At 69.5% G+C, this 21,166-nt stretch carries 22 protein-coding genes; 1 reads left to right on the plus strand and 21 read right to left on the minus strand.

Annotated elements, in window-relative coordinates; translation table 11 throughout:
• Positions 1 to 29: 29 nt before the first annotated feature.
• From A6A08_RS06920 to A6A08_RS07000, 17 genes are all read right to left on the minus strand, one after another.
• A complete protein-coding gene (locus A6A08_RS06920; protein WP_073701706.1) occupies positions 30 to 704 on the minus strand; it encodes a hypothetical protein in 675 nt (224 codons plus the stop codon).
• Positions 705 to 808: 104 nt separating this feature from the next.
• Positions 809 to 1,429 (minus strand): hypothetical protein, encoded by a 621-nt coding sequence (locus tag A6A08_RS06925; RefSeq protein ID WP_073701707.1) that lies wholly within the window; start codon positions 1,427 to 1,429, stop codon positions 809 to 811.
• A gap of 100 nt (positions 1,430 to 1,529) precedes the next feature.
• Positions 1,530 to 2,150, minus strand: a complete 621-nt coding sequence (locus A6A08_RS06930) for a hypothetical protein (RefSeq protein WP_242422151.1) — start codon at positions 2,148 to 2,150, stop codon at positions 1,530 to 1,532.
• Between the two features lie 125 nt (positions 2,151 to 2,275).
• Entirely contained in the window at positions 2,276 to 2,518 is a 243-nt protein-coding gene (locus A6A08_RS06935; RefSeq protein ID WP_073701709.1) for a hypothetical protein, read from the minus strand.
• Positions 2,519 to 2,559: 41 nt separating this feature from the next.
• Positions 2,560 to 2,868, minus strand: a complete 309-nt coding sequence (locus A6A08_RS06940; RefSeq protein WP_143181688.1) for a hypothetical protein — start codon at positions 2,866 to 2,868, stop codon at positions 2,560 to 2,562.
• Positions 2,869 to 3,662: 794 nt separating this feature from the next.
• Positions 3,663 to 6,146: an OmpA family protein gene (locus A6A08_RS06945; protein ID WP_143181689.1), complete on the minus strand. Its 2,484-nt coding sequence runs from the start codon at positions 6,144 to 6,146 to the stop codon at positions 3,663 to 3,665.
• A gap of 75 nt (positions 6,147 to 6,221) precedes the next feature.
• Complete coding sequence (locus A6A08_RS06950; RefSeq protein WP_083608919.1) at positions 6,222 to 6,587, minus strand: pilus assembly protein TadG-related protein; 366 nt, start codon at positions 6,585 to 6,587, stop codon at positions 6,222 to 6,224.
• Positions 6,588 to 6,649: 62 nt separating this feature from the next.
• Positions 6,650 to 7,078 carry a TadE/TadG family type IV pilus assembly protein gene (locus tag A6A08_RS06955; RefSeq protein WP_073701712.1) on the minus strand — a complete coding sequence of 143 codons (429 nt, stop codon included), beginning with the start codon at positions 7,076 to 7,078 and terminating at the stop codon, positions 6,650 to 6,652.
• Positions 7,075 to 7,476 (minus strand): TadE family protein, encoded by a 402-nt coding sequence (locus A6A08_RS06960; protein ID WP_242422152.1) that lies wholly within the window; start codon positions 7,474 to 7,476, stop codon positions 7,075 to 7,077. Before A6A08_RS06960 ends, A6A08_RS06955 begins: the two co-directional genes overlap by 4 nt.
• A complete protein-coding gene (locus A6A08_RS06965; RefSeq protein ID WP_073701713.1) occupies positions 7,473 to 7,679 on the minus strand; it encodes a hypothetical protein in 207 nt (68 codons plus the stop codon). The genes A6A08_RS06960 and A6A08_RS06965 overlap by 4 nt, the downstream gene beginning before the upstream one ends.
• Positions 7,680 to 7,694: 15 nt before the next feature.
• On the minus strand, positions 7,695 to 8,360 hold the full coding sequence (locus A6A08_RS06970) for a type II secretion system F family protein (RefSeq protein WP_083608921.1): 666 nt from the start codon (positions 8,358 to 8,360) through the stop codon (positions 7,695 to 7,697).
• 206 nt (positions 8,361 to 8,566) lie between these two features.
• A complete protein-coding gene (locus A6A08_RS06975; protein WP_073701762.1) occupies positions 8,567 to 9,469 on the minus strand; it encodes a type II secretion system F family protein in 903 nt (300 codons plus the stop codon).
• Positions 9,469 to 10,779, minus strand: a complete 1,311-nt coding sequence (locus A6A08_RS06980; protein WP_073701715.1) for a CpaF family protein — start codon at positions 10,777 to 10,779, stop codon at positions 9,469 to 9,471. Before A6A08_RS06980 ends, A6A08_RS06975 begins: the two co-directional genes overlap by 1 nt.
• Entirely contained in the window at positions 10,776 to 11,411 is a 636-nt protein-coding gene (locus tag A6A08_RS27430; RefSeq protein ID WP_143181690.1) for a hypothetical protein, read from the minus strand. Before A6A08_RS27430 ends, A6A08_RS06980 begins: the two co-directional genes overlap by 4 nt.
• Positions 11,412 to 11,656: 245 nt before the next feature.
• The gene (locus tag A6A08_RS06990) at positions 11,657 to 12,286 is read right to left on the minus strand and encodes an SAF domain-containing protein (RefSeq protein WP_242422153.1); all 630 of its coding nucleotides are present in this window, start codon (positions 12,284 to 12,286) and stop codon (positions 11,657 to 11,659) included.
• Positions 12,287 to 12,456: 170 nt separating this feature from the next.
• A complete protein-coding gene (locus A6A08_RS06995) occupies positions 12,457 to 12,963 on the minus strand; it encodes a hypothetical protein (protein ID WP_242422154.1) in 507 nt (168 codons plus the stop codon).
• A gap of 317 nt (positions 12,964 to 13,280) precedes the next feature.
• Entirely contained in the window at positions 13,281 to 13,829 is a 549-nt protein-coding gene (locus A6A08_RS07000) for a hypothetical protein (protein WP_143181691.1), read from the minus strand.
• A gap of 311 nt (positions 13,830 to 14,140) precedes the next feature.
• Here A6A08_RS07000 and A6A08_RS27925 point away from each other — a divergent pair, with 311 nt between their 5' ends.
• Complete coding sequence (locus tag A6A08_RS27925; protein ID WP_158069266.1) at positions 14,141 to 14,314, plus strand: hypothetical protein; 174 nt, start codon at positions 14,141 to 14,143, stop codon at positions 14,312 to 14,314.
• An 806-nt stretch (positions 14,315 to 15,120) separates the two neighbouring features.
• On the opposite strand, the gene A6A08_RS07005 is transcribed toward A6A08_RS27925, so the two are convergent.
• The 4 genes from A6A08_RS07005 to A6A08_RS07020 form a co-directional block, all read right to left on the minus strand.
• Positions 15,121 to 16,188 (minus strand): NlpC/P60 family protein, encoded by a 1,068-nt coding sequence (locus tag A6A08_RS07005; protein WP_073701719.1) that lies wholly within the window; start codon positions 16,186 to 16,188, stop codon positions 15,121 to 15,123.
• Entirely contained in the window at positions 16,185 to 17,054 is an 870-nt protein-coding gene (locus tag A6A08_RS07010; RefSeq protein WP_242422155.1) for a replication-relaxation family protein, read from the minus strand. The genes A6A08_RS07005 and A6A08_RS07010 overlap by 4 nt, the downstream gene beginning before the upstream one ends.
• Entirely contained in the window at positions 17,051 to 19,261 is a 2,211-nt protein-coding gene (locus A6A08_RS07015) for a type IV secretory system conjugative DNA transfer family protein (protein ID WP_242422156.1), read from the minus strand. Before A6A08_RS07015 ends, A6A08_RS07010 begins: the two co-directional genes overlap by 4 nt.
• 131 nt (positions 19,262 to 19,392) lie before the next feature.
• Entirely contained in the window at positions 19,393 to 21,153 is a 1,761-nt protein-coding gene (locus A6A08_RS07020) for a VirB4 family type IV secretion system protein (protein ID WP_073701720.1), read from the minus strand.
• Between the last annotated feature and the right edge of the window lie 13 nt (positions 21,154 to 21,166).

Here is a 21,166-nt window from a genome sequence, read left to right on the forward strand (position 1 = left end):
CGGGGCGGGGCGGCCCGGTGCGGTGGAGGTCAGGTGCGGGTGCGGCGCAGGTAGGCTTCGATGGCCTCGCGCACCCGGTGGGCGTTGGGGCCGGTCGTGAACTGGGTGCGCATGCGCGCGGGCCAGCCGGTGACGTGCCGGTCGCCGTCGCTGATCCTGATCAGGGACAGTGCCCCGGTTTTCTCGTCGACCGGGCTCTTGACGGTGACCGTCAGAGCCGGGTGGGCGCGGCAGGCGTAGCGGTCGCGCACCATCCGCGTGGTGGGGCTGGCGCAGTCGCCCGGGCTGGCGTACCGGTCGTAGTAGTACGGGGCACTGGTCAGGTCGAACCCGAGCTCGTGCATGGTCTGGCGCATCCGGGTAAGGACCCACCTCGGGCCGGCGAGGTCCTCGGCCATCTCGTCCAGGCACTCCCAGACGGTGCAGTCGACCGCCGGAACCAGCTCCTCCCAGGCCCGGTTCCCGTACTCCTCGGTGTACTCGGCCATGTCAGCGGCCAGGTCGTGGTAGCCGTACACGATGAAGGAGGTCTGGCTGGCGTGGTTGAGGGTGCGGGAGTGGGTGGCGTAGTAGTCGCGCCGGTACAGGTCGGCGATGATCACTCCGCCGGGGCCGATGTTGTTCAGGGTGCGCAGCATCCGTGAGGTGATCTCGGCGGAGGCGAACCAGTCGGATACCGTCACGTTGGGCACGTTCTCGAACACGTGAAGTTCCTTCCTGTGGGCGCGCCGAACACAGCGCTCGGCGCGAAGGTGGTTGTCGGGTGGCAGGGGCCGCCCCGCCCTGTGACGGGGCGGCCCGGTGCGGGTTAGGGGCGAAGGTCCAGGTACAGCTGGGCCCGCAGGGGCGCCTCGCACACGAAACGGGGCGGTGCGGTGTGGGTCACCCGCTGCGTCCAGGTGGTCACGAAGTGGCCCTGGTCGTACATGTCCAGGGACACCAGGAGGCTGGCCGGGCGGCGCTGCACACAGCAGGAGGTGAAGGTGATGCGCGGGTTACCGCGCAGGGCGAAGGTGTCATCGACCCGCCTCGCGCCGTCCAGCGTGTAGCGGCACACGGGGCGGCGGTTCAGGTCCATCCGGTACAGGGTCATGTCCCGTCGCAGGGCGCGGACCAGGGGGCTCATGCGCATGGCGAACGCTGCCCAGTGGTCGAGCTGGTCCCAGGTGGTGTCGGTGACCGCATCGGCCAGCTCCTCCCAGTCCTGGTCGTAGTAGTCCAGGTCGTGGACCAGGTCGCCGTGACCGTAGACGGGCACCAGGCCTCGGGCCTCGGTGTAGAGGTGGCGGGCATGGGTGACCCGGTAGGAGGGCCGGTGGAGGTCGGCGATGACCAAACCGCCCGGTCCGGTGCGGTGCAGGTCGCGGAGCAGGTCCACCGTGACCTCCTCCTCGTCGAACCGTTCACGCATCGTGGGAATGACAGACATTACGGAGCACCTTTCAAGGCATGCCGAACACAGCGCTCGGCGCGTGGGTGTCGGGTGGTGGGGGCCGCCCCGCCCCGTGACGGGGCGGCCCCAGCCGGCGTTAGCGGTCCTGGTTCAGGGCGCTGGTCACCGTGGAGGCGATCAGGCGGCTGGTCGCGGCGTGGGTGAGCGTGCCGCTGGTGCCCAGGGTCAGGTCGACGATCGGCTGGGTGTCGTCGTCCGGGTCCTCGGCGGTGATCCTGGTCGGTTCGGTGAAACCGAAACCGACCGTCACGCTCGCCAGGCGGCTGCCTCCTGCGAGGCGGTAGTAGTCCGTCATCTGGGGCAGCCCGTGCCTGGGGAGCATGAAGGTGGGGGCCGCGCTCAGGTAGGCACCCGCGTCCGCCAAGGCTCCGCGCAGGTCTTCCACCTGGAGGTTCATCGCGCGGATTCCGGGCCAGTCGATCCGCCAGTCGGCGGCGATGTCGGTCAGGTCCAGGGCGAGGTCGTCGTCGGCCACCTCGTGCCCCTCGGCCGCGTAGTAGTCGGCCATCTCGCACAGCCCCTGGTATCCGGTGATGATCATCCGGCTGGGGTTGAGCGCGGTGTGCGGGCCGACCGCCTCCACCTGGTGGGTGTCCTCGTGCCAGGTCAGGCACGCGCCCGACCCGTGGCCGCGCAGGTCTTCGACGTGGTCGCGGGTGATGATGATCCGCGCCCCGTAGGGCATACTCGTGCTCACAGCACACTCCAATTTCGTTGGTGGTGTTGGGCCCGCGCCCAGCCGTCCTGGCTCCACACCTGTCCGGTGGGCGCGGGTGTTGCGGTGGGGCCGGTCTGGAGGTTGCCGCCTCCAGGCCGGCCGCATCAGGCCGAGGTAAGGGCCCCGAGGGGCACGAACACGACCGGCCTCAAGGTCTGGATCCCGCCCGTGCTCTGGCCGGGGATGTCCCCGTACGTGAGGCACAGCGCCGATCCGTCCTGGTGGCTGTAGTCGGGCCTCTGGTAGCTCGGGCTCCAGTCGGTGGGTGGGATGTTGCGCACCTCCTCCGTGCACTCGGGGCAGATGATGACCGGGGCGCACTGCCCGGGCTTGTTTCGGTCAGCCATGGGTTCCTCCGTTGTCGCTGTAATCGCGGGGTTCGTGCCGTTCAGTTGGCCGGAACCGTGCGGTGGGCGTGGAGCTTGAACAGCAGGGCTCCGAGCTCGGCACGGTGCCGAACCGCGCGGGCGTGGTCGTCCGCGGCCCGCCGGGCTTCGGGGCTCGCCCCCTGGGTGCGGTGCAGGTGCACCGCCCGGCCTCGTGCGGCCAACTCCCGGGCGATCGCCGCCTCGTAGTCGCCGGCCACCTGGCGCGCCCGGTGGGCGCGTGCCCGGTTCGCGATTTCGGCCTGCGTGGGTGGCCTGGGCCGGGTGAATACTCGCCCGGTTATTATCGCCATGGCGCGCATAGTGCGCATTTTCTCACCCCCTTCCATTTGCGGGTTTCCTTCGTTGGCGGTCCGAGGTTCACTTGGTTGACCGGTGTTTGTCAACTCGTGTCGCGAACCTTTTTCCGCGCGCCCCGTAAACGGCATCCGTTTCGGGGCGGAACCCAAGGTGACCTTGGGTGATAAGGGTTTGTCAACCCGTGTCGCGAGAAATTTTCCCGCCCCGCCCCGGAACCGTTCGCCGCCCCGGGGAGCACGCCAATAGGAACTTGGCCGGCGCGGGGTTGTCAACTCGTGTCGCGTACTTTTTTGGGCGCGGCGTTCCCAGGAAGGAACCGCGCACGCGCGCGAGGGGGACGTGGCGTGTTCAGAACTCACCTGGGTGATCATATTTTCCATTCCCGGCGCCGAGTTGGGTGATCACCAAGCCCTCACGGAAGGCCTTCTGTGAATATCAAGGAAAGGAAGGGAGAGCGCCTCACAGGAACTGTGAGGCGGGAGAGGAGGGGCAGGGGGAGGGCAGGAGGACACAGCAGGACGGGGGCGGCCGGTAGGCCGCCCCCGTCGCAGGAGAGGGGGCGCGCCGCCCCCTACGTGAAGATGACTACCCACTGGGTATAAGTCTGGACGCCCATCGGCCCACCCAGATGCCCAGTGACCTGCGGTTATTCCAGCTCAGGGGTGGGCCAGCTAAGATCGGCCCACCTGGCGGCCCGGGCGACGGCCCACCCAGCGGCCCAGGGGGTTCACTTCGGGTTCACTCGGCCGCGGTGCGCGCGGGCGGAGGCGGGCAGGTGCGACTCCCTACCTCGGGGCACCGGGGTTCACCGCGCCGGATGCTTCGGAGACTCGACCATCGCGCGACTCGCCTTGTTGGGTTTTTCCGAGATGATCGAGAGCTTTTCTTTCAGGGACCGGTAGACCTGGTGTGCGATCTCAGGACGGCCCCGCGAAACATGGATGGCCATGATTCGCTGGTACAGCGGCTCGTTGAATTCGTCGAACAGGCAAGCCTGCTCTAGAAGGCGGATCTTCGGCTCTTCCTCCAGAGTTTTCTCAGCGAGTTCCAGAAGAGACTCGACCACAGCACGTATGCACGCCTTCCGTGCCGCCTCTGCCCACACCTCCTCAGAACATTCGAGGAGTTTGGCAGGGTGCATTCGAACGATCTCCACCAGAGCCTGCTGCCGAAACCCTCCTTCAAGGCTCCTGGATTTCTTGTATGTCTTGGAGAATTCCCAAAGGTCCACGGAGAAGAGAGCGGAGTCCAGTGTGTAACGGCCGCTGCGGTTCACGATCACAGGCTGTCCGGGTTCCTGTAGTGCTTTTCGCAGGGATGAGCGGATGCTGCTGATCGCGTTCTTGCGGGCAGAGACCGCTCGGTCCGAGTCCAGCGCGGCGAAGCACTCCTGGGCGATGTCCTCTGCGCTCGCCCCGCGGGGGTGCAGGGCGAGGTAGGCCAGGAGAGCACGGGCCACCGTGCGCAGCCCGGTCACCTCCTTGCCGTCTACCTGGGTGACCAGCGTGGGGGCGAACAAGCGCAACCGCACCCGGCAAGAGGCCGCGTCCTCTTTCCAGTCGGGCGCTGTGGGAACAGGAGGAAGCGTCACGGGGACCGCTGGCTCTGCTTCCTCCTCTACCGGGGGAGAGGAAGCCTCACTCGGCGTGCTGTGCTCCGCAGCGCTGTGGCGGCGCAGGGCGATGCCGTCACGGCAGGCCTCGGTGCGAGCGGACCTCGCTCGAAATCGGTCGGTGGTATCGCAGTCGAGGGCGACGGCGGCACGGTCGGTCTCACCGAGCACGCACACCACCACCGTGGCGCCGGTCGATGTCTCGGGCAGTCTGTGGGCCGCGTCGAGGTCGTCGGCACCGCACACCACCAGGATTCGAGGAGCGCCTGCGGAGTGGTCGCCCTCTGATGCACCGTCGGATTCCTCCATACCGCGCCGTGTGGCGGTGAGGAGTTCGCTCTCCACCGCGTTCCGCGCTCCAGGGAGGTCAGCCACGACCTGCACACCGGTCGGAAGTGCTTTGGCGCCACCGAGTTCCGCGAGGGCGACGCGGGTGGAGATCACCGGCTCGGGCGCGTGGTCTGTGGCGACTGCGGCCAGGACGGAGGCGGCATGGGCTCCGACGAATGCCACCCCGTCCCGGCCGTTGACCCGAACCGTGTCGGAGACGAGCACATAGCCGTCCTCGTCGATGACGCCACGGGTGAGTCCGAGTCGATCCTCGATCAGCAGGTCACCCGTTGTGGGCATGGTGTCCTCAGTGCTCGCCGCAGCCGGAGCAGTTGCCGGGGCCGGGACAGGGGTGGAGGAGCGCGCTCGGAAGTTGGGGACGCGCCGCCGTCCAACTGCGTACCCCACTCCCAATCCGACTGCCCCGGTCACAGCGCCCACCAGAAGCGGGTCCGGATCCGGCGCTTGATCGCTCGCGGTGGTCACGTCCAACCGCACCCTCTCTGGCTCGGAGGCGCCGTTGGAGGTGTTCTCGGCGTTGGGCTGTGTGGACGGTACCGAGTCCTCCTCCTTTTCCGGGAGGGGCTGGAGGGTGTAGGCGATCTCCACTCGGCGGTGCTCTCCGTAAGGCGCCTGTGCATTCGCCGGAGGCTGGGTGGAACCGGCGCCCCGCACCTCGAAGTCGGCGTTCTCCAAGTGCTGGACGAGGTAGTCCGCGACGGCCTGCGCCCTCTGCTCGGACAGGTTCTGGTTGTAGGCGGGATCGCCGACCGGATCGGTGTGCCCGGTGACCACCACTGGTTTCTCGGCCTGGCCGAAGTCGCTGATGAGGTCGATGGTCGGCTGGAGCGACTGTTCCATCTCAGGGGTCAGCTCGGCTGAATCGAACCCGAAGTACGGCAGGTGACGAACCCGGTCGATCGCCTCCTTCGACCGCTCAACCGGCTGTCCCTCCGAACCCTCCGCTCCCTGCCCGGCCGGGCCAGGGTGTGCCGGTACCGCGGCCGCCGTGTTCGTGTGGGACGCAAGCGCTGCGGTCTGGGCGGTGGTCGCGGTGGCGCCCCCGGCCGCCAGTACCCACACCAGCCGCACCAGTCCTACCCGGGGCACCAGGCCGCGCAGCAGAGCGATGACGTCGAGGACGACAACGGCCAGGTGGACCACCCACACCGCCCACAGAGCCACCACCAGTACGGCGATCACTACCTCGTCCGGGATTCGGCCCCCGCGTAGGTACTGCCAGAGCCACGTCCACGTGGTGTGCTCTCCCAGCGGCCATTCCAGTCGAGACGCCAGTAGGGCTGGGCCGATGAGCATCACGACGGCGACCACGGCTTCTGCGGCCATGGACCAGGCACTTCGCGGCATACCTTCGCACTTTCCTTGTCTCGTTGGAGGTGCTGCGTGAAAGAGGACAGCTCGTCATCCCGCAGGCGGCTGAAGAACGGTGGCCGTGGCTTCGGCTTCGATCGGCGTTGCGGTGATCGGCAGCACGGAGGGGGTGTAGGTGGTCCGGGCCAGCACGGCCACCCGCTCCTCCTCGACCAGTACTCGGCCGGTGAGCCCTTGCGAGGCCAGGTGGTCGATAGCGGCCTGCTGGGCCGCAGCGGTGTCCAGCACCGGGATCCCTTGTTCGAGGGTGGCGGCCGTGTCGATCTGGTGCGTGCCCGACCGTGCGGCCGAGTGAGCGATGTCCAACAGCTCGGACTTGGCGGCCAGCATCTGCCCGCCCTCCCACACCAGCGCGAACACGACCGTGATGACCGGGACGAGCATGATGAGGAGCACCGACGCGTGTCCTCCGTCGCCGCTGCCAGCCAGACGATGCCTGTGGTTTCGGGGGTCGCGGATCATGGCAACTGCCCTCGGTAAGGATCCACCGGGGAGGTCGAGGTGGCGGTCAGAGTGCGCTCGCCGCCGAGCCCGCCCAGGTCGACAACGGTGACCGTGCACGCCACCCGTACCTCCACAATTCCGCCGGGCTCGAATCCGGAGGCGTCCACCACGGCGGTGAAGAGGGAACAGACCACACCCCGGTCATCCAGTTCCCGTCCGGCCTCCCGGTAGGCGTGAGTACGGGCGGAAGCCGCGTCCCGCTGCAGGGAGGCGGCCCGCGCCGCCGCAGCGGCGGCGTCCTGGGTGATCAGGGCCGCTGAGACCTGGCGTCCGGCGATCACCATCAGCACCAGAGCCACGACCAGGACCGGGACGAGCAGGGACAGTTCAACCGAGGCGCTCCCGCGGTCATCGCGGCACCGATTCCGGCACAAGGTGCTCATGGTGTGAGACGTTCGACGGGTCCGGACACCTCCGAGGCCACGGGCAGACCGGCCCCGGGCAGCAGGCTCACGGCTCGGGCCCCGACGCGTACGCGTGCGTGAGCCGCACCCCGGTCGATGCGGACATCGACTTGGTGCAGCACTCCACCGCCGAGCTGTTCACGCGCCTGCTCGGCCTGTTCGTAGGCCGCCGCCGCAGAGCCGTCGTAGGCACGTGCCGTAGCAAGGGCCTGGGAGGAGATGACCTGGACACGGTGCTGGGCGTGCGCCCACACCCCCACCTGGATCACCCCCAGCAGCATCACGAACACCAGGGGCAGGATGAACAGCGGCTCGGCACTGCCCTGGTCGTCGTGTCCGGTTCGCCGTCGGCTGTCCCGGTGCGGGGCGAGCTTCACCTGTTCACGCCCAGGTCGATGGACTCGGCCGCCGTGGTGAACTCTCCGATGAGGATTCCTCCGACGACGGTGGCGATGGTGATGGACACCATGATGATCAGGATCCAGTCCGTGGTCGCCGATCCGGTATCGGTGGATGCTCCTGACGGCGGAGCGATCCAGGTACGGGCGCGGTGCTGGACGCGCTGGAGGAGACCCTTCATGACACCTCTCCTTGTCTAGAACCCCGCCGTGATGTGTGCGAGGGCGACGTAGCTGATCAGCAGCAGGAACCCGGTGACCAGCCCCATGGTCGGCAGGGTCATGCGTTCGGTGGCCGCCTGGGCTGAAGCTTCGGTCTCGGCCAGGCGACGGGCACGCAGGGCGCTCGCCTTCGCGGCCAGAGAAATGCGGGTACGCGCCCCCGAAGCACCGCCCAACTGCAGTGAGGCCGCCAACTCGCCCAGCTCCCGCACCCCGGTTTCCCGGGCGAGGGCGTCGAGCCCCTCCCAGGGAGGACGGTGCCGCAGCACCGCGGTCTGCACTGCGGCACGGATCCGCTCAGGAGCAGGTCCCTTGCCGTGGTGCAGGGCGGTGGTCAACGCACCGGTGGTCCCCGCTCCAGCGGCCAAGCCCATCACCACCAGGTCCGCCAGCGCGGAGGCGGACGCCCTCAGCTCGGCTCGGTGTTCGGCGGCGGCTCTGCGGGCCGCCAGGTCCGGGGCCGCGACGCAGCCTCCGGCGACCAGGGTGGCGAACAGCCACGCGGTCGCGGGGCCGGGCAGAACCGCGCTGCCGAAGGTGGCCAGCACGGTGGCCAGCAGGATCCCGATCCCAGTGGAAGCGGCCTTCTCCGCCCGGTAGGCCTCTGGCGATGTGCCCGCCACCGCGAGCGTGCGGGTCATGGCTGGCCCGGGTATACCGGCGCGGGCCAGTAGATGTCCTGCGCGGCGGCCGATCCGGTGCGCCCAACCATCCGTGGCAATGGGGCTCGGTTCCGGCCGTGGGCGGGGTGTGAGGCGCTCGGCCAGTGTGGGGCGGCGCAGGGCGTAGGCGGCAACACACACCCCGGCTCCCAGCAAGCTTCCAGCGGCTCCCAGCACGACGGCGCTCATCGGACACCGCCTACCGCTCCGCCGGCCTCCGCCGGGCGGAGGCTGAAGGGGCGTGGCTGCTTCGGCGGTGACGCGAGGCGGGCCAGCCAGAAGAACGAGGCCGCCCACAGGCCTCCGGTCACACCGAGGATGAGCTGACCGGAGACAGTGTCCAGCGGTTCCAGGAAGGCGGGGTTGAACGCCGCCAGCCCCACCAGCATGAAGGTGGTGGCGGCGGCGATGATGCGTACCGAGGAGCGCACCCTGGCCCGGGACGCCGAGATCCGGGCCACCGCCGTCGCCCTGTCCCGGGCGGCTTCGGCCAGGCGTGAGAGCGCCCCGGCCACATCGCCGCTCTGGCGGGAGGCACCCATGGTCAGGGTGATCGCGATCAGGTCCGCCAGGTCGGAGTCGACCTGTGCGGCGAAGGCCTCCGCCGCCTGGTCCATGGGCTGACCGGTGCGCAGCCGCGCCTCCAGGGCCGCTACCTGGTCGCGGATCACCTCCGGGGCGACGGTCACAGTCGCGGCGACGGCCTGGTGCAGCCCGGCAGCTCCGGTGATCATGTCCCGGAGCTGCTCGGCCCAGGAGGCCAGTGCCTCCGCCAGGTCGGCCTCAGCACGGTTCGCGGTGTCGGGGCCGAGCAGGGCGGGCAGCCACCACCCGGCCGCCGCGGCGAGCACCGCCCCGACCGGCCATCCCGTCACCAGGCCGGCCACCGCTCCCGCACCTGCGGCACCGGCCGCGCGCACCCACACCCGGCGCTGGCGCAGGAGCGCGGTCCAATGCCGTGAGGTGGGCGAAGCACCTGCGGCGCGCCACGGAACGAGGCTCATCGTGCAGGCGGCGCAGGCGATCCCCGAGCCCAGGAGGGCGCCTCCTACGGCCAGTCCGCCCACCGTCCAGTCCCACCAGGGCATCACGCCCACCCCCGCGCCACGTACCCGGCACGGGACAGGCGCTGGCCGCCCACGCCGCTGGGAGCGCACACCATCGCGCCCGTGGCTTCTGCGGCCTCGCGCGTGTACAGCTCGTTGGAAAGCACCTGGTCACCGTCGGAGCCCACGACCTCACGGATGCTCGTGACGGCCCGCTGGCCTTCCGCGGTGGTGTCGATGTGCACCACCAGGTGCAGGGCCGTCCCCGACAGGGACGCGGTCGCCGAGGCGCTCAACCGCTCCGATGACTGGGCGCAGTAGGCGGCCAGTTTGGCGAACACCTGCTGGCTGGACGAGGCGTGGATGGTGGACATCGACCCGTCCGTGCCCATGCTCATGGCGTTGAGCAGTGCGAGCGTCTCCGGCCCCCGGGTCTCCCCCACGACGACCCGGTCCGGGCACATCCTCAGCGCTGCCCGCACCAGTTCGGCCAGGGTGATCTCACCGACGCCCTCGATGTTCTCGGGGCGTCCCTGCAACGCCACGACATCGGCCTCGGGCAGGTGGCGGTGCAGTCCCAGTTCGAGGGAGTCCTCCACCGTGATGATCCGCTCGGCCTCCACCGTGGCCAGCAGAGCTCGGAGCAGCGTGGTCTTGCCCGCGTTGGTGGCACCGCTGACGATGACGTTCAAGCGTGCCCTCACCGCGGCGACCAGCAGGTCGCGGGCGGTCTGGTCGACCATCCCCGACCTGGCCAGGTTCCCCAAGGTCAGGTGCTGGGCGGGATGGCGGCGGATCGTCACGGTCGGTCGGGCCGCGACCCCGGGCATCACCGCCGACAACCGCTCACCTCCCGGCAGCTCCATGGACAGGATCGGGGCACCCATGTCGAAGCGGCGCTCGCCGCCGGTGGCCCGAGCGGCAGCCCTCTGCACCAGGGACACGAGGTCGGTGTCAGCGGCCACCACCGCCGGGCGGCGTTCCCGGCGGCCTCCGCCGAAGTCGACGATGACCGGCTGCGATCCGGTGATGTGGATGTTCTCCACCCCGGGCTCGACCAGCAGCTCCTCCAGCGGCCCCAGCCCCAGGACGTGGTCCAGCACGAGCTGGCGCAGCCGTGCCTCCTCCGGCGCGGCGAGTTCCCCCTCCCCTCGGACCAGGGCTGTGCGGGCCCGGTCCTCCAGCAGGGTGTCCACCAGCCGTCCCACGTACTCGGCGTCCTCCGCCTCACCGGGTACGGTGACGAGCTGCTCGGTGACCTGGCCGGCCAGGGTGACCGCCGTATCCCGCAGTGCGTCGTCCTCGTCGCCGGATGCGAGGAGCGAATGTGTGCGTTCAGAGGTCGTCGTCATGCCGCGCCCGCCTCGATGGCGCGCCGCACCGGGGAGGCCGCGCCGATTCCGGAGAAGTCGTCGCACAGTTCCGCCAGGGCCTTGGCAGCTTTGATCAGCGGCATCCACTCCAGGCCGTCGGGGTCCCGGCGTTGGGACCGCCACGCGGCCAGGCGGTCGCGCAGGCGGGTGGGCGGGCGGTACTCGCCCCGCACCAGCGCGGCTCCCACCGGGTCGTGCGGGATACGTGCCCACACCGGCAGCCCGGAGGCCACCTGGGACACCTCCTCGTCGGAGTGGAGGCAGGGTTCCGCGACGGCCAGCCCCACACACACTCCCTCCTGGCGCAGCGACGCCAGGGCCGGTGCGCACACTCTCAGCCTGGATGCGTGTCCGACATCCCCAGGATCGGTGAGGACCACGACGGCGTCGGCGTGACGCAGCAGGGACGCCCCCGCGGACCCCGGTACCGCCCGCCCCGCGTCGATCACGGTCGCTTTCCCTGTCCCCAGCAGAGCGGGTTTGCTGACGAGCGCGTCCACCGCTCGTCCGGTTTCCATCGGATCGGCGGGAGCCATCACCGCACGGAGGCCGCCGGGCAGCTCCACCGCGTGGTGAAGCAGCGGTTCACTGGCCGAGGGCGCGTCTTGCACGCCTGCCTGTATCCATGCCTCAGCAGACGCCGGTACCGGGACCGGCCTGCGGGAGGCGGCTGCCAAGGACACCAGTCCCGCTTCGCGGCCGGCGTCGATGCCGTACCAGGAGGCCAGGTCGCCACCGCAAGCATCAGCTTCCACCAGTACCGGCACTGTCAGAGGAGTCGAGGGCCAGCACGCCGCGACCGCGGTGGCCAGACTGGTGACCCCCGGAGCCCCGCTGAGTGAGCACACCGCAACGATCATTCCGCCCCCTCCGACTCCGCGACCGCCTGAGCGTCCTCATGCGGATTCACCACCAGGACCTGAATCTCCTCACCGGCCGCCGCCCGCGAGAAGTGCGCTGCCTGGTCCCGGGGCAGAACCACCTCCACCGCCTGCTGTCCATCCCCGAAACCGTCCTCGTCGGACGCGACGACACGGTGGACCAACCCCGTCACCACTCCCGAAGGGCTCTGCGCACTACTGCCCTCGGCGTCCTCCTCCTCGGCTTCGGGCACCTGACCGTGGGCTGCTACAGCGACCAGATCCACGGTCGTCCCCTCCCGTAGATCCGCGGGAACCGTGGTCACGGGTACCGCGACCACCGCTTGCCCCGGCTCCGGCCACAGAGCGCTGTCGGAGACCGAGCCCGCCACCAGCGGGGATCCCGCAGGCACCGGCCGCGTCAGTACCATCCCCTCCGCCACCTCGGGCGTGAGCAGCCGAAGCCCTTCCGCTTCTGCCAAGTCCACCGAGGTCACGTCCGCAGCGGTGATCATGTGCCCGGCGGGCAGGTCAGCGTTGAGCACCGCGACCGTGCGTGTCTCATCCGAGGCCAATCCGGCCCAGGCTCCTGCCGCGCCCCCCGCAACGATCAGCGCACCGGCCAACAGGCCCCATCGCCACCTGCGGCGTGAGGTCGCGGCCAACCTCACCGACTCCCACTCCCCCTCCCCCGCACCCCGCGTACGGCTTTCCCTGCTTTCCTGGTTCTTTTGCTTGGGATTCGCTAGCGCGACCATCCCTCCCCCTCTGCTCCGATGTCTTGTGCTTGCCGACCTCAGCGGATATGGGTGACCACCGAGTGGATCTCACTCACCGGCACCGCGACGGAAGCGGAGGTCGCCAGGTCCTCCAGGTCGCCGCCCTGCCCATCGGTGGCGGACCAGGACACCTCCCACTCCCACACAGCGGTCACGTTCACCGTCGCCCCGGCCCCGCCCGGCGGCAGAGCGGTATAGGTGTGGCCGCAGTCCGGGGATCCCTCCTCGCGGTAGGCGGCTCGGGAGAACACGGTGCCCGGCACCTCGCACACCACCTCGTAGCCGTCCCCGGTGTCCCACACGACCCGCTCCGGGGTCGCGACCACCGTCACCGATCCGGTGCTGACCGAAGCCGTGGCTGATACCGGCTCCCAATCTGCGGCGTCCACCCACATCCAGGAGGGCATGTTCACGAAACGAGGACTGTCCAGTGGCGGGGCGGTCCCGATCCTCGGTTCAGGCAGGCGCATGATCGCGCGTGCCTGTTCGGCGAGCGCAGCGGGGTTGAACTCCGGGACATTCACCGTGTCCCCTGAATCAGCGCACAAGGCTGTGTCCAGAGGCACCTGGAGGGGTCCCTCCTTCCCGGACTGGGCGAAATCCACATCCGGTGTCACACAGGGCACCTCTGCTTCGTCGGCCACGCCATGCCCGCTTCGGGACGGAGTGCTGGAGACGACCGGGTCTCGACCGGGCGTACGGGCAGCGACTTCACAGGAGCCGCCACTGCACGAGGTGTGGCTGTCGAAACCGGAGGTATCTCCCCAGGCAGCGGGTACGCACACTGTCAGGCATATCCCTGCCGTGACTCCGCACAGGAGTCCTCGTGGCATCCTGCGTGTCAGCACGCGCCGGGCTCCCCCAACCACAGCTCCTCGACCTTCCACTGTCCTTCGGCCAGGGTTACCGTGGCGGTGTACAGCCGTGTGTTGCGGTCAGAGGAGTCCCGTGCCGGTTGGCCTTCCAGGACCCAGTCGGTGTTGTCCATGCAGTCCTCGATCACGACGACCGGCGGATCGGCGTCCGTCTCGGCCTCCACCACCTCTGGGTTCAGCACGGGCTCCCCCGTTGCGGTGGCGCCATCCAACATGTCCGTAGTCAATTCGAGCGCCTGGCCACGGGCGTAGACCTCAAGATCTGCATGGTCCTCGGCACCTTCCAAGGACGCGTCGACCAGCGCACGCATCATCCCGAGGTAGGCGTCCACCGCCGCCTCCTCAGCCTTCGGTGACGGACTGGCAGGGACCACCAGTGAGGAGGGAGTGCTCGACCGTTCCTTCGCGGAATCGCCCTCCTCAGCCGCACATCCCGTCAACACCGCCACCACCGCCACGGTCGACCAGCACACCGTAGGCGCGCGCATACCCACCGCCGATTCCTGATCGGGCACGGCCCGACACCGTGCTTTCGGAAAGTGACACTAGCCACACACAGAGTGACAGCACAACCGTTTGCCGAGCACTTACGGTGACGAAAACTGTGAAGAGAACCACTGGGTTTCGATGTCGCACGCTCCACCTGGGAAAACACAAAGGGCATGCAGACAAAACGGAGGGCTGCCTCCGCGAGGAGACAGCCCTGGATCCACCGCCTGGGTCAGGCCACGGGCACCTGTTGGGCCTTCCACTGGCGCACCAGAACCGCCAGTTCCTCCCACTCGCCAGCAGCCTCTCGGCCGCCCGTCACCGAAGCACCCTCCGCATGTTGTTTCCTGCCGGGGACACGCTCGCCCGCCCGCCGCTGCTGGGCACGCTGCCGCTGTTCGTGCGCCACCAGGTACGGGCGCACCCACCGCACCCCGTCACCGTCCACGCACCACCCCAGCTCGGGCAGCCGTACTACGCGGTGCTGTCCCACCGTCTTCCCGCCGCCTGAGAGAAGGTCGCTCGCGAGGGACTCCTGCCTCCGCCTGGCCTCGTCGTGGCGCCTGACCCACTCGGGTTCCTGGCGCGGTGACGAGGCCGTGGTGTTGGGTGCTTTGCGCAGCGGGCGCGGTGCTGCCTGTTCACCGGCGGCAGTTCCCGAAAGAGGCTCCGCTCCGACGATCACGGCGAGGACAGCGCCCACCACCCACCGCGTGCGGCTGGCCCATCCCCATCGACGCCGCCGGTGCCGACCCGTACCATGGCTCATTGGTCTTCCTCCTGCTGTATCCAGGTGGGAGATCACGCCTCGGGTGGTGTGCCAGCACCGCCCGAGGCGCCTTGTTTTCTCCGTTTGTCCTTTTCTCTTCCTGCTGTGCGGTGGCACCGGCGGGCGGGGCTGGTGTCATTGGCCCCTGGGTCGTACGCCCCTCGAAGCTGCGCTTCCTCACCCCGCCCGGCACGGTGCGACCAGCTCTGTTACCCGGGGACGGAGCCCGCCTGGCACAGAGCGGAGCAGGTTCTCTTCAGGATGTACATAGGCATAACAAAGTGCCCCATTTCAGACATGCGAAAGAATCCGAACGAATAGGCATAACCGCGTTCACCCGGGCTGAACGGTATTCGCGATGTTTCCCCATTCTCGCGAGAAGTTTCAACCGGTTCTGTTCGGAAGAGTCACGGGAAGCGAAAAAGGGGCCGCTCGACGGCAGAACCCGAGCGGCCCGTCAGCGACCCCACGTCCCCGCGCCGTCCCCAAGCGCGGCCCCAGCCCGCACCGGACGGCTACCCGCGCCCCACGGGGCGTTTGGTGGCCGGTCAGCCCGGTCGGACGGCTGCCACGAACCGGGCGCTGTAGTAGTCGCCGTCGACCGGCTCGACCCGGATCAGCTGGCCGGTTCTGGGTGCGTTGACCATCTGGCCGCCACCGACGTACATGGTCACGTGTGAGGGCGAGGCACCGGATCCGGTGTCGTAGAAGAGCAGGTCGCCTGGTTGTAGTTCACCGAGTCCGATGCGGGTTCCGGCGTTGACCTGGTCGGTGGTCACCCGTGGAATGCTCACACCGGCCGCCGCCCACGCCTGCATGGTCAGCCCGGAGCAGTCGAACGCGTGCGGCCCGGTTCCTCCCCACAGGTAGGGCTTACCGACCTGCTCCAGCGCCCACTCCGCCGCCGCCCGGCCCTGCGCGCTACTGGCACCCGAGCCCACCACCGGGACCCGGGTGGCGGCCTGGGCGGCGAGTCCGGTGTAGTGCTCGATGTGCCCGCGCACCTCTTTGACGTAGGTGTCCGAGCGGTTGTAGCGCAGCAGAGCCGCGTCGAGGTCTTCCTCGTCGGCGAATTCCACCGTCTCCGCTTCCGGGGCACTGACGCACAGGTACACGGCGCTCGACCAGGCCGCGTCGAAGACGTTGTGCGGGTCTGCGGTGCCGTCCCCGGTCGCGTCCAAGCCGTGGGAGGCCCAGGTGGTGGGGATGAACTGCATCGGCCCCACCGCGCGGTCGAAGCCGGTGTCCCCGTCCCACCGGCCGCCGTCGGAATCGGTGTGGGGTGTGGTGTTGCCCCCGGCCCCGCGGCCGTCCAGACGGGGGCCGATGATCGGCGGGTCCACGTCCCCTGCCGAGGAGACCTCGCTCCCGGCCGCGTGGTCGGACTCGACCTTCCCGATGCCGGCCAGCACCGGCCAGGTCATTCCCGTGCACCCCGGGTACCTCTCCTCCAGACGTGCGGCGGCCTGGGCGTAGGCCAGCAGGACTGTGCCCGGGATGCCGTCCACCCCTTGGGACACCCCGGCAAGCTGGTGGTCCTCGCCCGCCGTGGCGCCGATGAACAGCACCGGTAGTAGGACGAGTGCTCCTGCTCCCGCGACCGCGAGTCGGATCACTCCTCGTCCTGCCCCGGGGCGGTGTGGCGACGGGTGATGTCGACCAGTCGCAACCGGTCCGGGGCGTCGGTGGCCCGCCACACCGCCTCGGCCGGGCCCTGCGCACCGAGCCGGGCATGGGTGGTGATGTACGCGCCCACCTGACGGGAGACGTCATCGGCCAGCTTCGCGGCAAGGTGGTCCTCGCGCTGGTCGGAGTGGACCGCGAACAGCACGATCGACGGCAGGCGGCTCTCCCTGGCCAGGCGTGCGTACCCGCCCATCTTGCGCCGCACCTTCGTCAAGGGCTCACTGCCGGTGTCGTACTCCCAGAACGCGTCCAGTTCGGCCTGGTCCTGGTGCCAGCGCATGTAGGCGTCGGGGCGGATGTGGCGTCCCCAGCGGCGGGCGCACTCGCGCTCGTTGTCCCAGCGCACCAGGTGCGCGGCAGGAAGCGCGCGTGCGGCTTCGGTGGTCAGAGCCAGGCATTCGACCAGGCCGAGTATGTGCCCGAGTCGTCCGGAGTGCGCCCAGGCCAGCACACGGTCCTGCCGGAATCCCAGCTCTCCTGGTTCCATGCCCCGGTGTTCAGCGACCAGGGCCGCGCCAGTCGATGCAAGCACCCAGTGGTCGGGCACACGGATCCGGCCGAAGGGCCGGAACCGGTCGATGAGCCCGTACCGGTGCAGCAGAAGCAGTCTCCTGCGCGCACGGCGGACGCCAGCTCCAGGAAAGTAGAGCCGGTGGATGTGGTGGGTGGTCATGACGTGGTGGTCATGCAACCCGGCCAGGATCTCCCGGTCCCTCGGTGTCACACGAGGTGCCAGCCACACCAGAGCCGACCCGTATTCGGTGCGCTCGACAGCGCTCTTCTCCGTCTGCTTCACGAAGTCCCCCCTGGTTTCCCTCGCACCTCAGGTGTGGGTTGACCTTCTTTGGCCCCGTACGTGCGCGCGGCTTCGCGGACCTGGACGGCCCTCCCCGTGGTTCCGGGAGGCAGCGGCCGGGTGCGTACCGTCGCCGCCCCCTGTTCCTTGGCCCCCACCAACGGCCTGACCACGGCCTGGTAGGCGCCCAGATGGGTCAGGTCGTAGGCCCCCAGCACCGGGAGGGTGTGCTGCTGGAGGCTGACCGCGTCGTCGGGTGAGGCGGTGAAGTACACCTTCGTGCGCGCGTTCGCCGAGACCGCCTTGCGCAGATCCGCGGGCAGCTGGCCCAGCTCCTGGTGGGCCAGGGTCAGGCCGAGCCGGTAGCCGCGGGCCTCGGCCAGCATGTCCTCCAGGCTCCCGGGGAGGTTGAGGAAGTTCTGGCACTCGTCCACGTACGCGCACAGGTCCTTGCGCTGGTGTTCGGGGGTGTGGATGCGTGCGGTCACCGCCTGCCACGTGGCCGCCAGCGCGAACGAGCCGATCAGCGAGCTGGTGTCCTCGCCCAGGCGCCCCTTCGGCAGCCGCAGCAGGACCAGGTGCCCGGTGTCGAACAGGGAGGACAGGTCGACCGTGGACGGCCCCGACGCGACCACCTGGCGCACCCACCTGCGCAGCAGCGCCGTCCGGAGTTTGTTCAGCACCGGACCGGTCACCGAGCTGCGGGCGGAGACGGTGAGCCCGGAGTACCAGCCCCAGAAGTCCTCCAGTGCCTCGTCCTCACCGGTACGGGCAGTGACCTTGTCCATCACCTCGCGGCGTAGGTCGTCGTCGGCCAGCAGACGCGGAACATCCCCCAGGGTCAGCTCCGGGTCCTGAGCCCGTGTCAGGGTCAGGGTGGCCGCCCGCAGGATGTCGTCGGTGCGCGGACCCCAGTACTCGGCGTAGATCCTGCGGAAGATGCCCACCACCGTGTCGCTGGTGAAATCGGGATCGCCCCCTTGCAGGAGGTTCAACCGGGGCGGTAGGGCGTTGTCGTCGGGGTCGAACAGCACCACCCGGCCGACGGCGTGCTCGGGCAGACGGGCAAGGATGTCGGTGACCAGGTCCCCGCGCGGATCGATCACCAACCCGGCCCGACCGGCCTGTGCGTCCTGCAACACCAGATTCGCAAGCAGCGTGCTCTTGCCCGAGCCGGTCTTGCCCAGGATGTGCGTGTGCTGGCGCGACTCCATCACGCCCAGGGCGACCGTGCGCCGTGTGCCCGCGTCGCTGTCACCGACCACCCGGGCGTACTCTCCTCCCCGTGGCACGTCAGGGGATGGGGCAGCCGGTCGTGCGCCAGCGCGGACCAGACCGGGCACGGTGGTGTCGGTGGGCAGGTGCGCGACGCCTGCCAACTCTGCGGTGGAGAGCAGGAACCCGTATCCCAGGAAGCGGTTCACCGTCCACCAACGGGGTTTGAGCATGAACCTGCGGCGCAGATGGTTGGTGCCGGAGGTGAACGCCGCGAACGCCGAGGCGATCCCGTGTGCTCGCCCGCGCAACCGCTCTTCGGCCGCTTCGCCACTGTGGGTGGTGGTGAGGATGTAGGCCGCATCGCACGCCAGCCTGGGGCTGGAGGCCTTGGTCAGGATCGCCCGCACGTCGTCCCTTGTGCCGGGAAGGACCTGTGGGCGCCGGACCGAGGATCTGGCGGTGGGGTCGAGTGTGTCCACCAGGTGTGTGGCCAGATCGGTGTGGCCGTGCAGGCGGGCCGCCGCCTGGCGGGCGCGCGCTGCACGCCATCCCGTGGAGGGACGGGCGGTGATCCGCACCAGGGCGTGCTCGCCCTCGACCAGGTCCTCCACCGCCCCCAGCAGCGGACGGAAGGGGTCGTCGTCGAACCTGGTGCGCAGCGGAAACACCTCGCTACGGCCCAGACGGAGATGGCCGCCGGTGGTGTAAACCCCCGAAGGCAGCGATGACTCGCCGGGGGCGAGGTGGCGTGTGGAGGTGGTCGCCCCGGGCCAGGCGGAGGAGACCGCGCGCTCTACCGTGCCCGGCGGCACCGCACCCGGCACCCACACCTGGAACCGCATACCGGCCGCCGAGGCGATCACCTCCAAGGCCAGGTGGGGCTGGACCAGCCACCGGGACCACCGGGGCTTGAGCAGTCCCATCACGTGCTGCCAGAAGGCCTGGGCGTTCTCCAGGGTGGCCTCGGGCGGGGGAAGGATCTCCACCACTCGCGCTTCCCTCGACAGATAGCGATGGCGGGCCATGCGCACGCCTGCCACAGCCGCACACACCGCTGCCCCGGCCAGTGGGATGGCTCCGAGGACGAGGAGGAACCCGCCGCTCAGCAGGAACCCGGCCATCACGCCACCGCCTCGTCCTCGAACCCGCCCGTCTCAGGGGCGGAATCGTCGTTCTGTGATCCGTCCTCTTCTGGTTCCTCGTCTTCCTCGTCCTGCATGGCGGCCAGCTCGGCGGGGTCAGAGGTGATCAACCGGTGTTCGGCAGGTGAGGCGGCCGGGTGGAAACCGACCCGCTGGTGTCCGGCGACCAGCAGCGCGGAGCCCCGGGGCGCGGTGTTGACCATGTGGGTCTCTCCGGTCGAGAGGTGGAACGCCTCACTGACGGCATCGAGGTTCTGTGGGGCCTGTTTGAGCAGGACCTGGGTGGCGGCGTTGGCGATGACCACCCGCCCCAACTCGGTACCGAGCACGTCGCCCACGTCCTGGGTGATCAGGGTCAGCCCGGCCCAGTGCTTGCGTCCGGCCTTGGCCAGCCGGGCCAGGTAGCGGGCCGCGGCGGGGTCCTGGAGCAGCAGCCACGCCTCGTCGACCACGACCATGCGGGGCCGCTCCGGTGTGCCGGCGGTGATGTGTCGCCAGATCGCGTCCAGCGCGATCAGAACCCCGACCGGACGGACCTCATCCGGTAGCTCCTTGAGCGAGACCACGGTCAGATGCCCGTCGACCCGGCCGGTGGAGGGACCATCGAACAGCGTGGTGTGTGAGCCGTGGACGAAGGGATCCAGCCGGTCAGCCAGTGCCTGTGCGGCGTGGGCCGGTTCGTCTCCCGTATCGGGACCGGCCGCGACGTCCTCCAGCGCGGCGGCCAGGTCAGCGAGCACCGGCGCGGGCTGGTCCCACGTGGTGGGGTCGCGCGTGATCCCGGCCTCGGCGTAGGCAGCGATGATCGCCCGGTCCAGCACCGTCTTCTCGGTCGCGGACAACTGGCCGACCATCGCTGTGACCAGGGTGTGCAGGAACAGCGCCCGCGATGTGAACGCCTGCCCGTCCTTCTCCGCACCAGAGGTGGGAAAGGCGAAGGGATTCAGCCTCCCGTTCTCAGTGCCCAGGCGGAGGATGGTGCCACCGACCGCTTCGGTCAGGCGCAGGTACTCGCCTTCGGGGTCGATGACCGCGACTTCCACTCCCACCAGCAGTGACCGCAGGACTTCGAGTTTGGCCAGGTAGGACTTGCCCGCCCCGGAACGCGCCAGGATCACGCTGTTGTGGTTGTCCAGGCCGCCGCAGAACCGGTCCCATGCCACCAGACCGTTGCTGTGGGTGTTGGTGCCGTAGACAACCGTGGTCTCGCCCAGGTCTGCGACCAGCTCCGGCGAGGTGAACGGCAGTGTCGTGGCGACCGCGTCGGTATCCATCGACCGGCCCGTCCCCAGCGCGTCGGTGCCCAGCGGCAGGGTGGCGATCCACCCCTGTAGTGGTCGAAACGTCGCCGGGATGGCATCCACCAGCAGGGAGGAGCACAGGGCGTGCACCTGCTGGAGTTCGGCTTCCAGCATTTCCAAGCCGGGAGCGTGCACGGTGATGTACACACCCACCTTGAACAACCTGCCCTGGCCGGTGGCGATGCGGTCGGCGATCTCGGCCGCGTCCACGGCCGCCGTCACCTGGTGCGGGTCCTCCACACGCCCCTGAGCGGTACCAGTGCGATGCGCCGACTCCAGGCGGGCCCGACGCTTGCGCAGCCGGGCTGCGGCGACGGGAGCGGGCACCGGCTCCAGGTGGAAGGCGATGTCGAGCTGGCCGGGATAGGTGAGCAGGGGTTCGGCCCATCCGGCAGCGACCTCGCGCGGATAACCGGTGACGACGAGGGTCTGACACACCCCGCCCTCGACT

This window comes from Nocardiopsis sp. TSRI0078 (assembly GCF_001905145.1).
GTDB lineage: Bacteria > Actinomycetota > Actinomycetes > Streptosporangiales > Streptosporangiaceae > Nocardiopsis.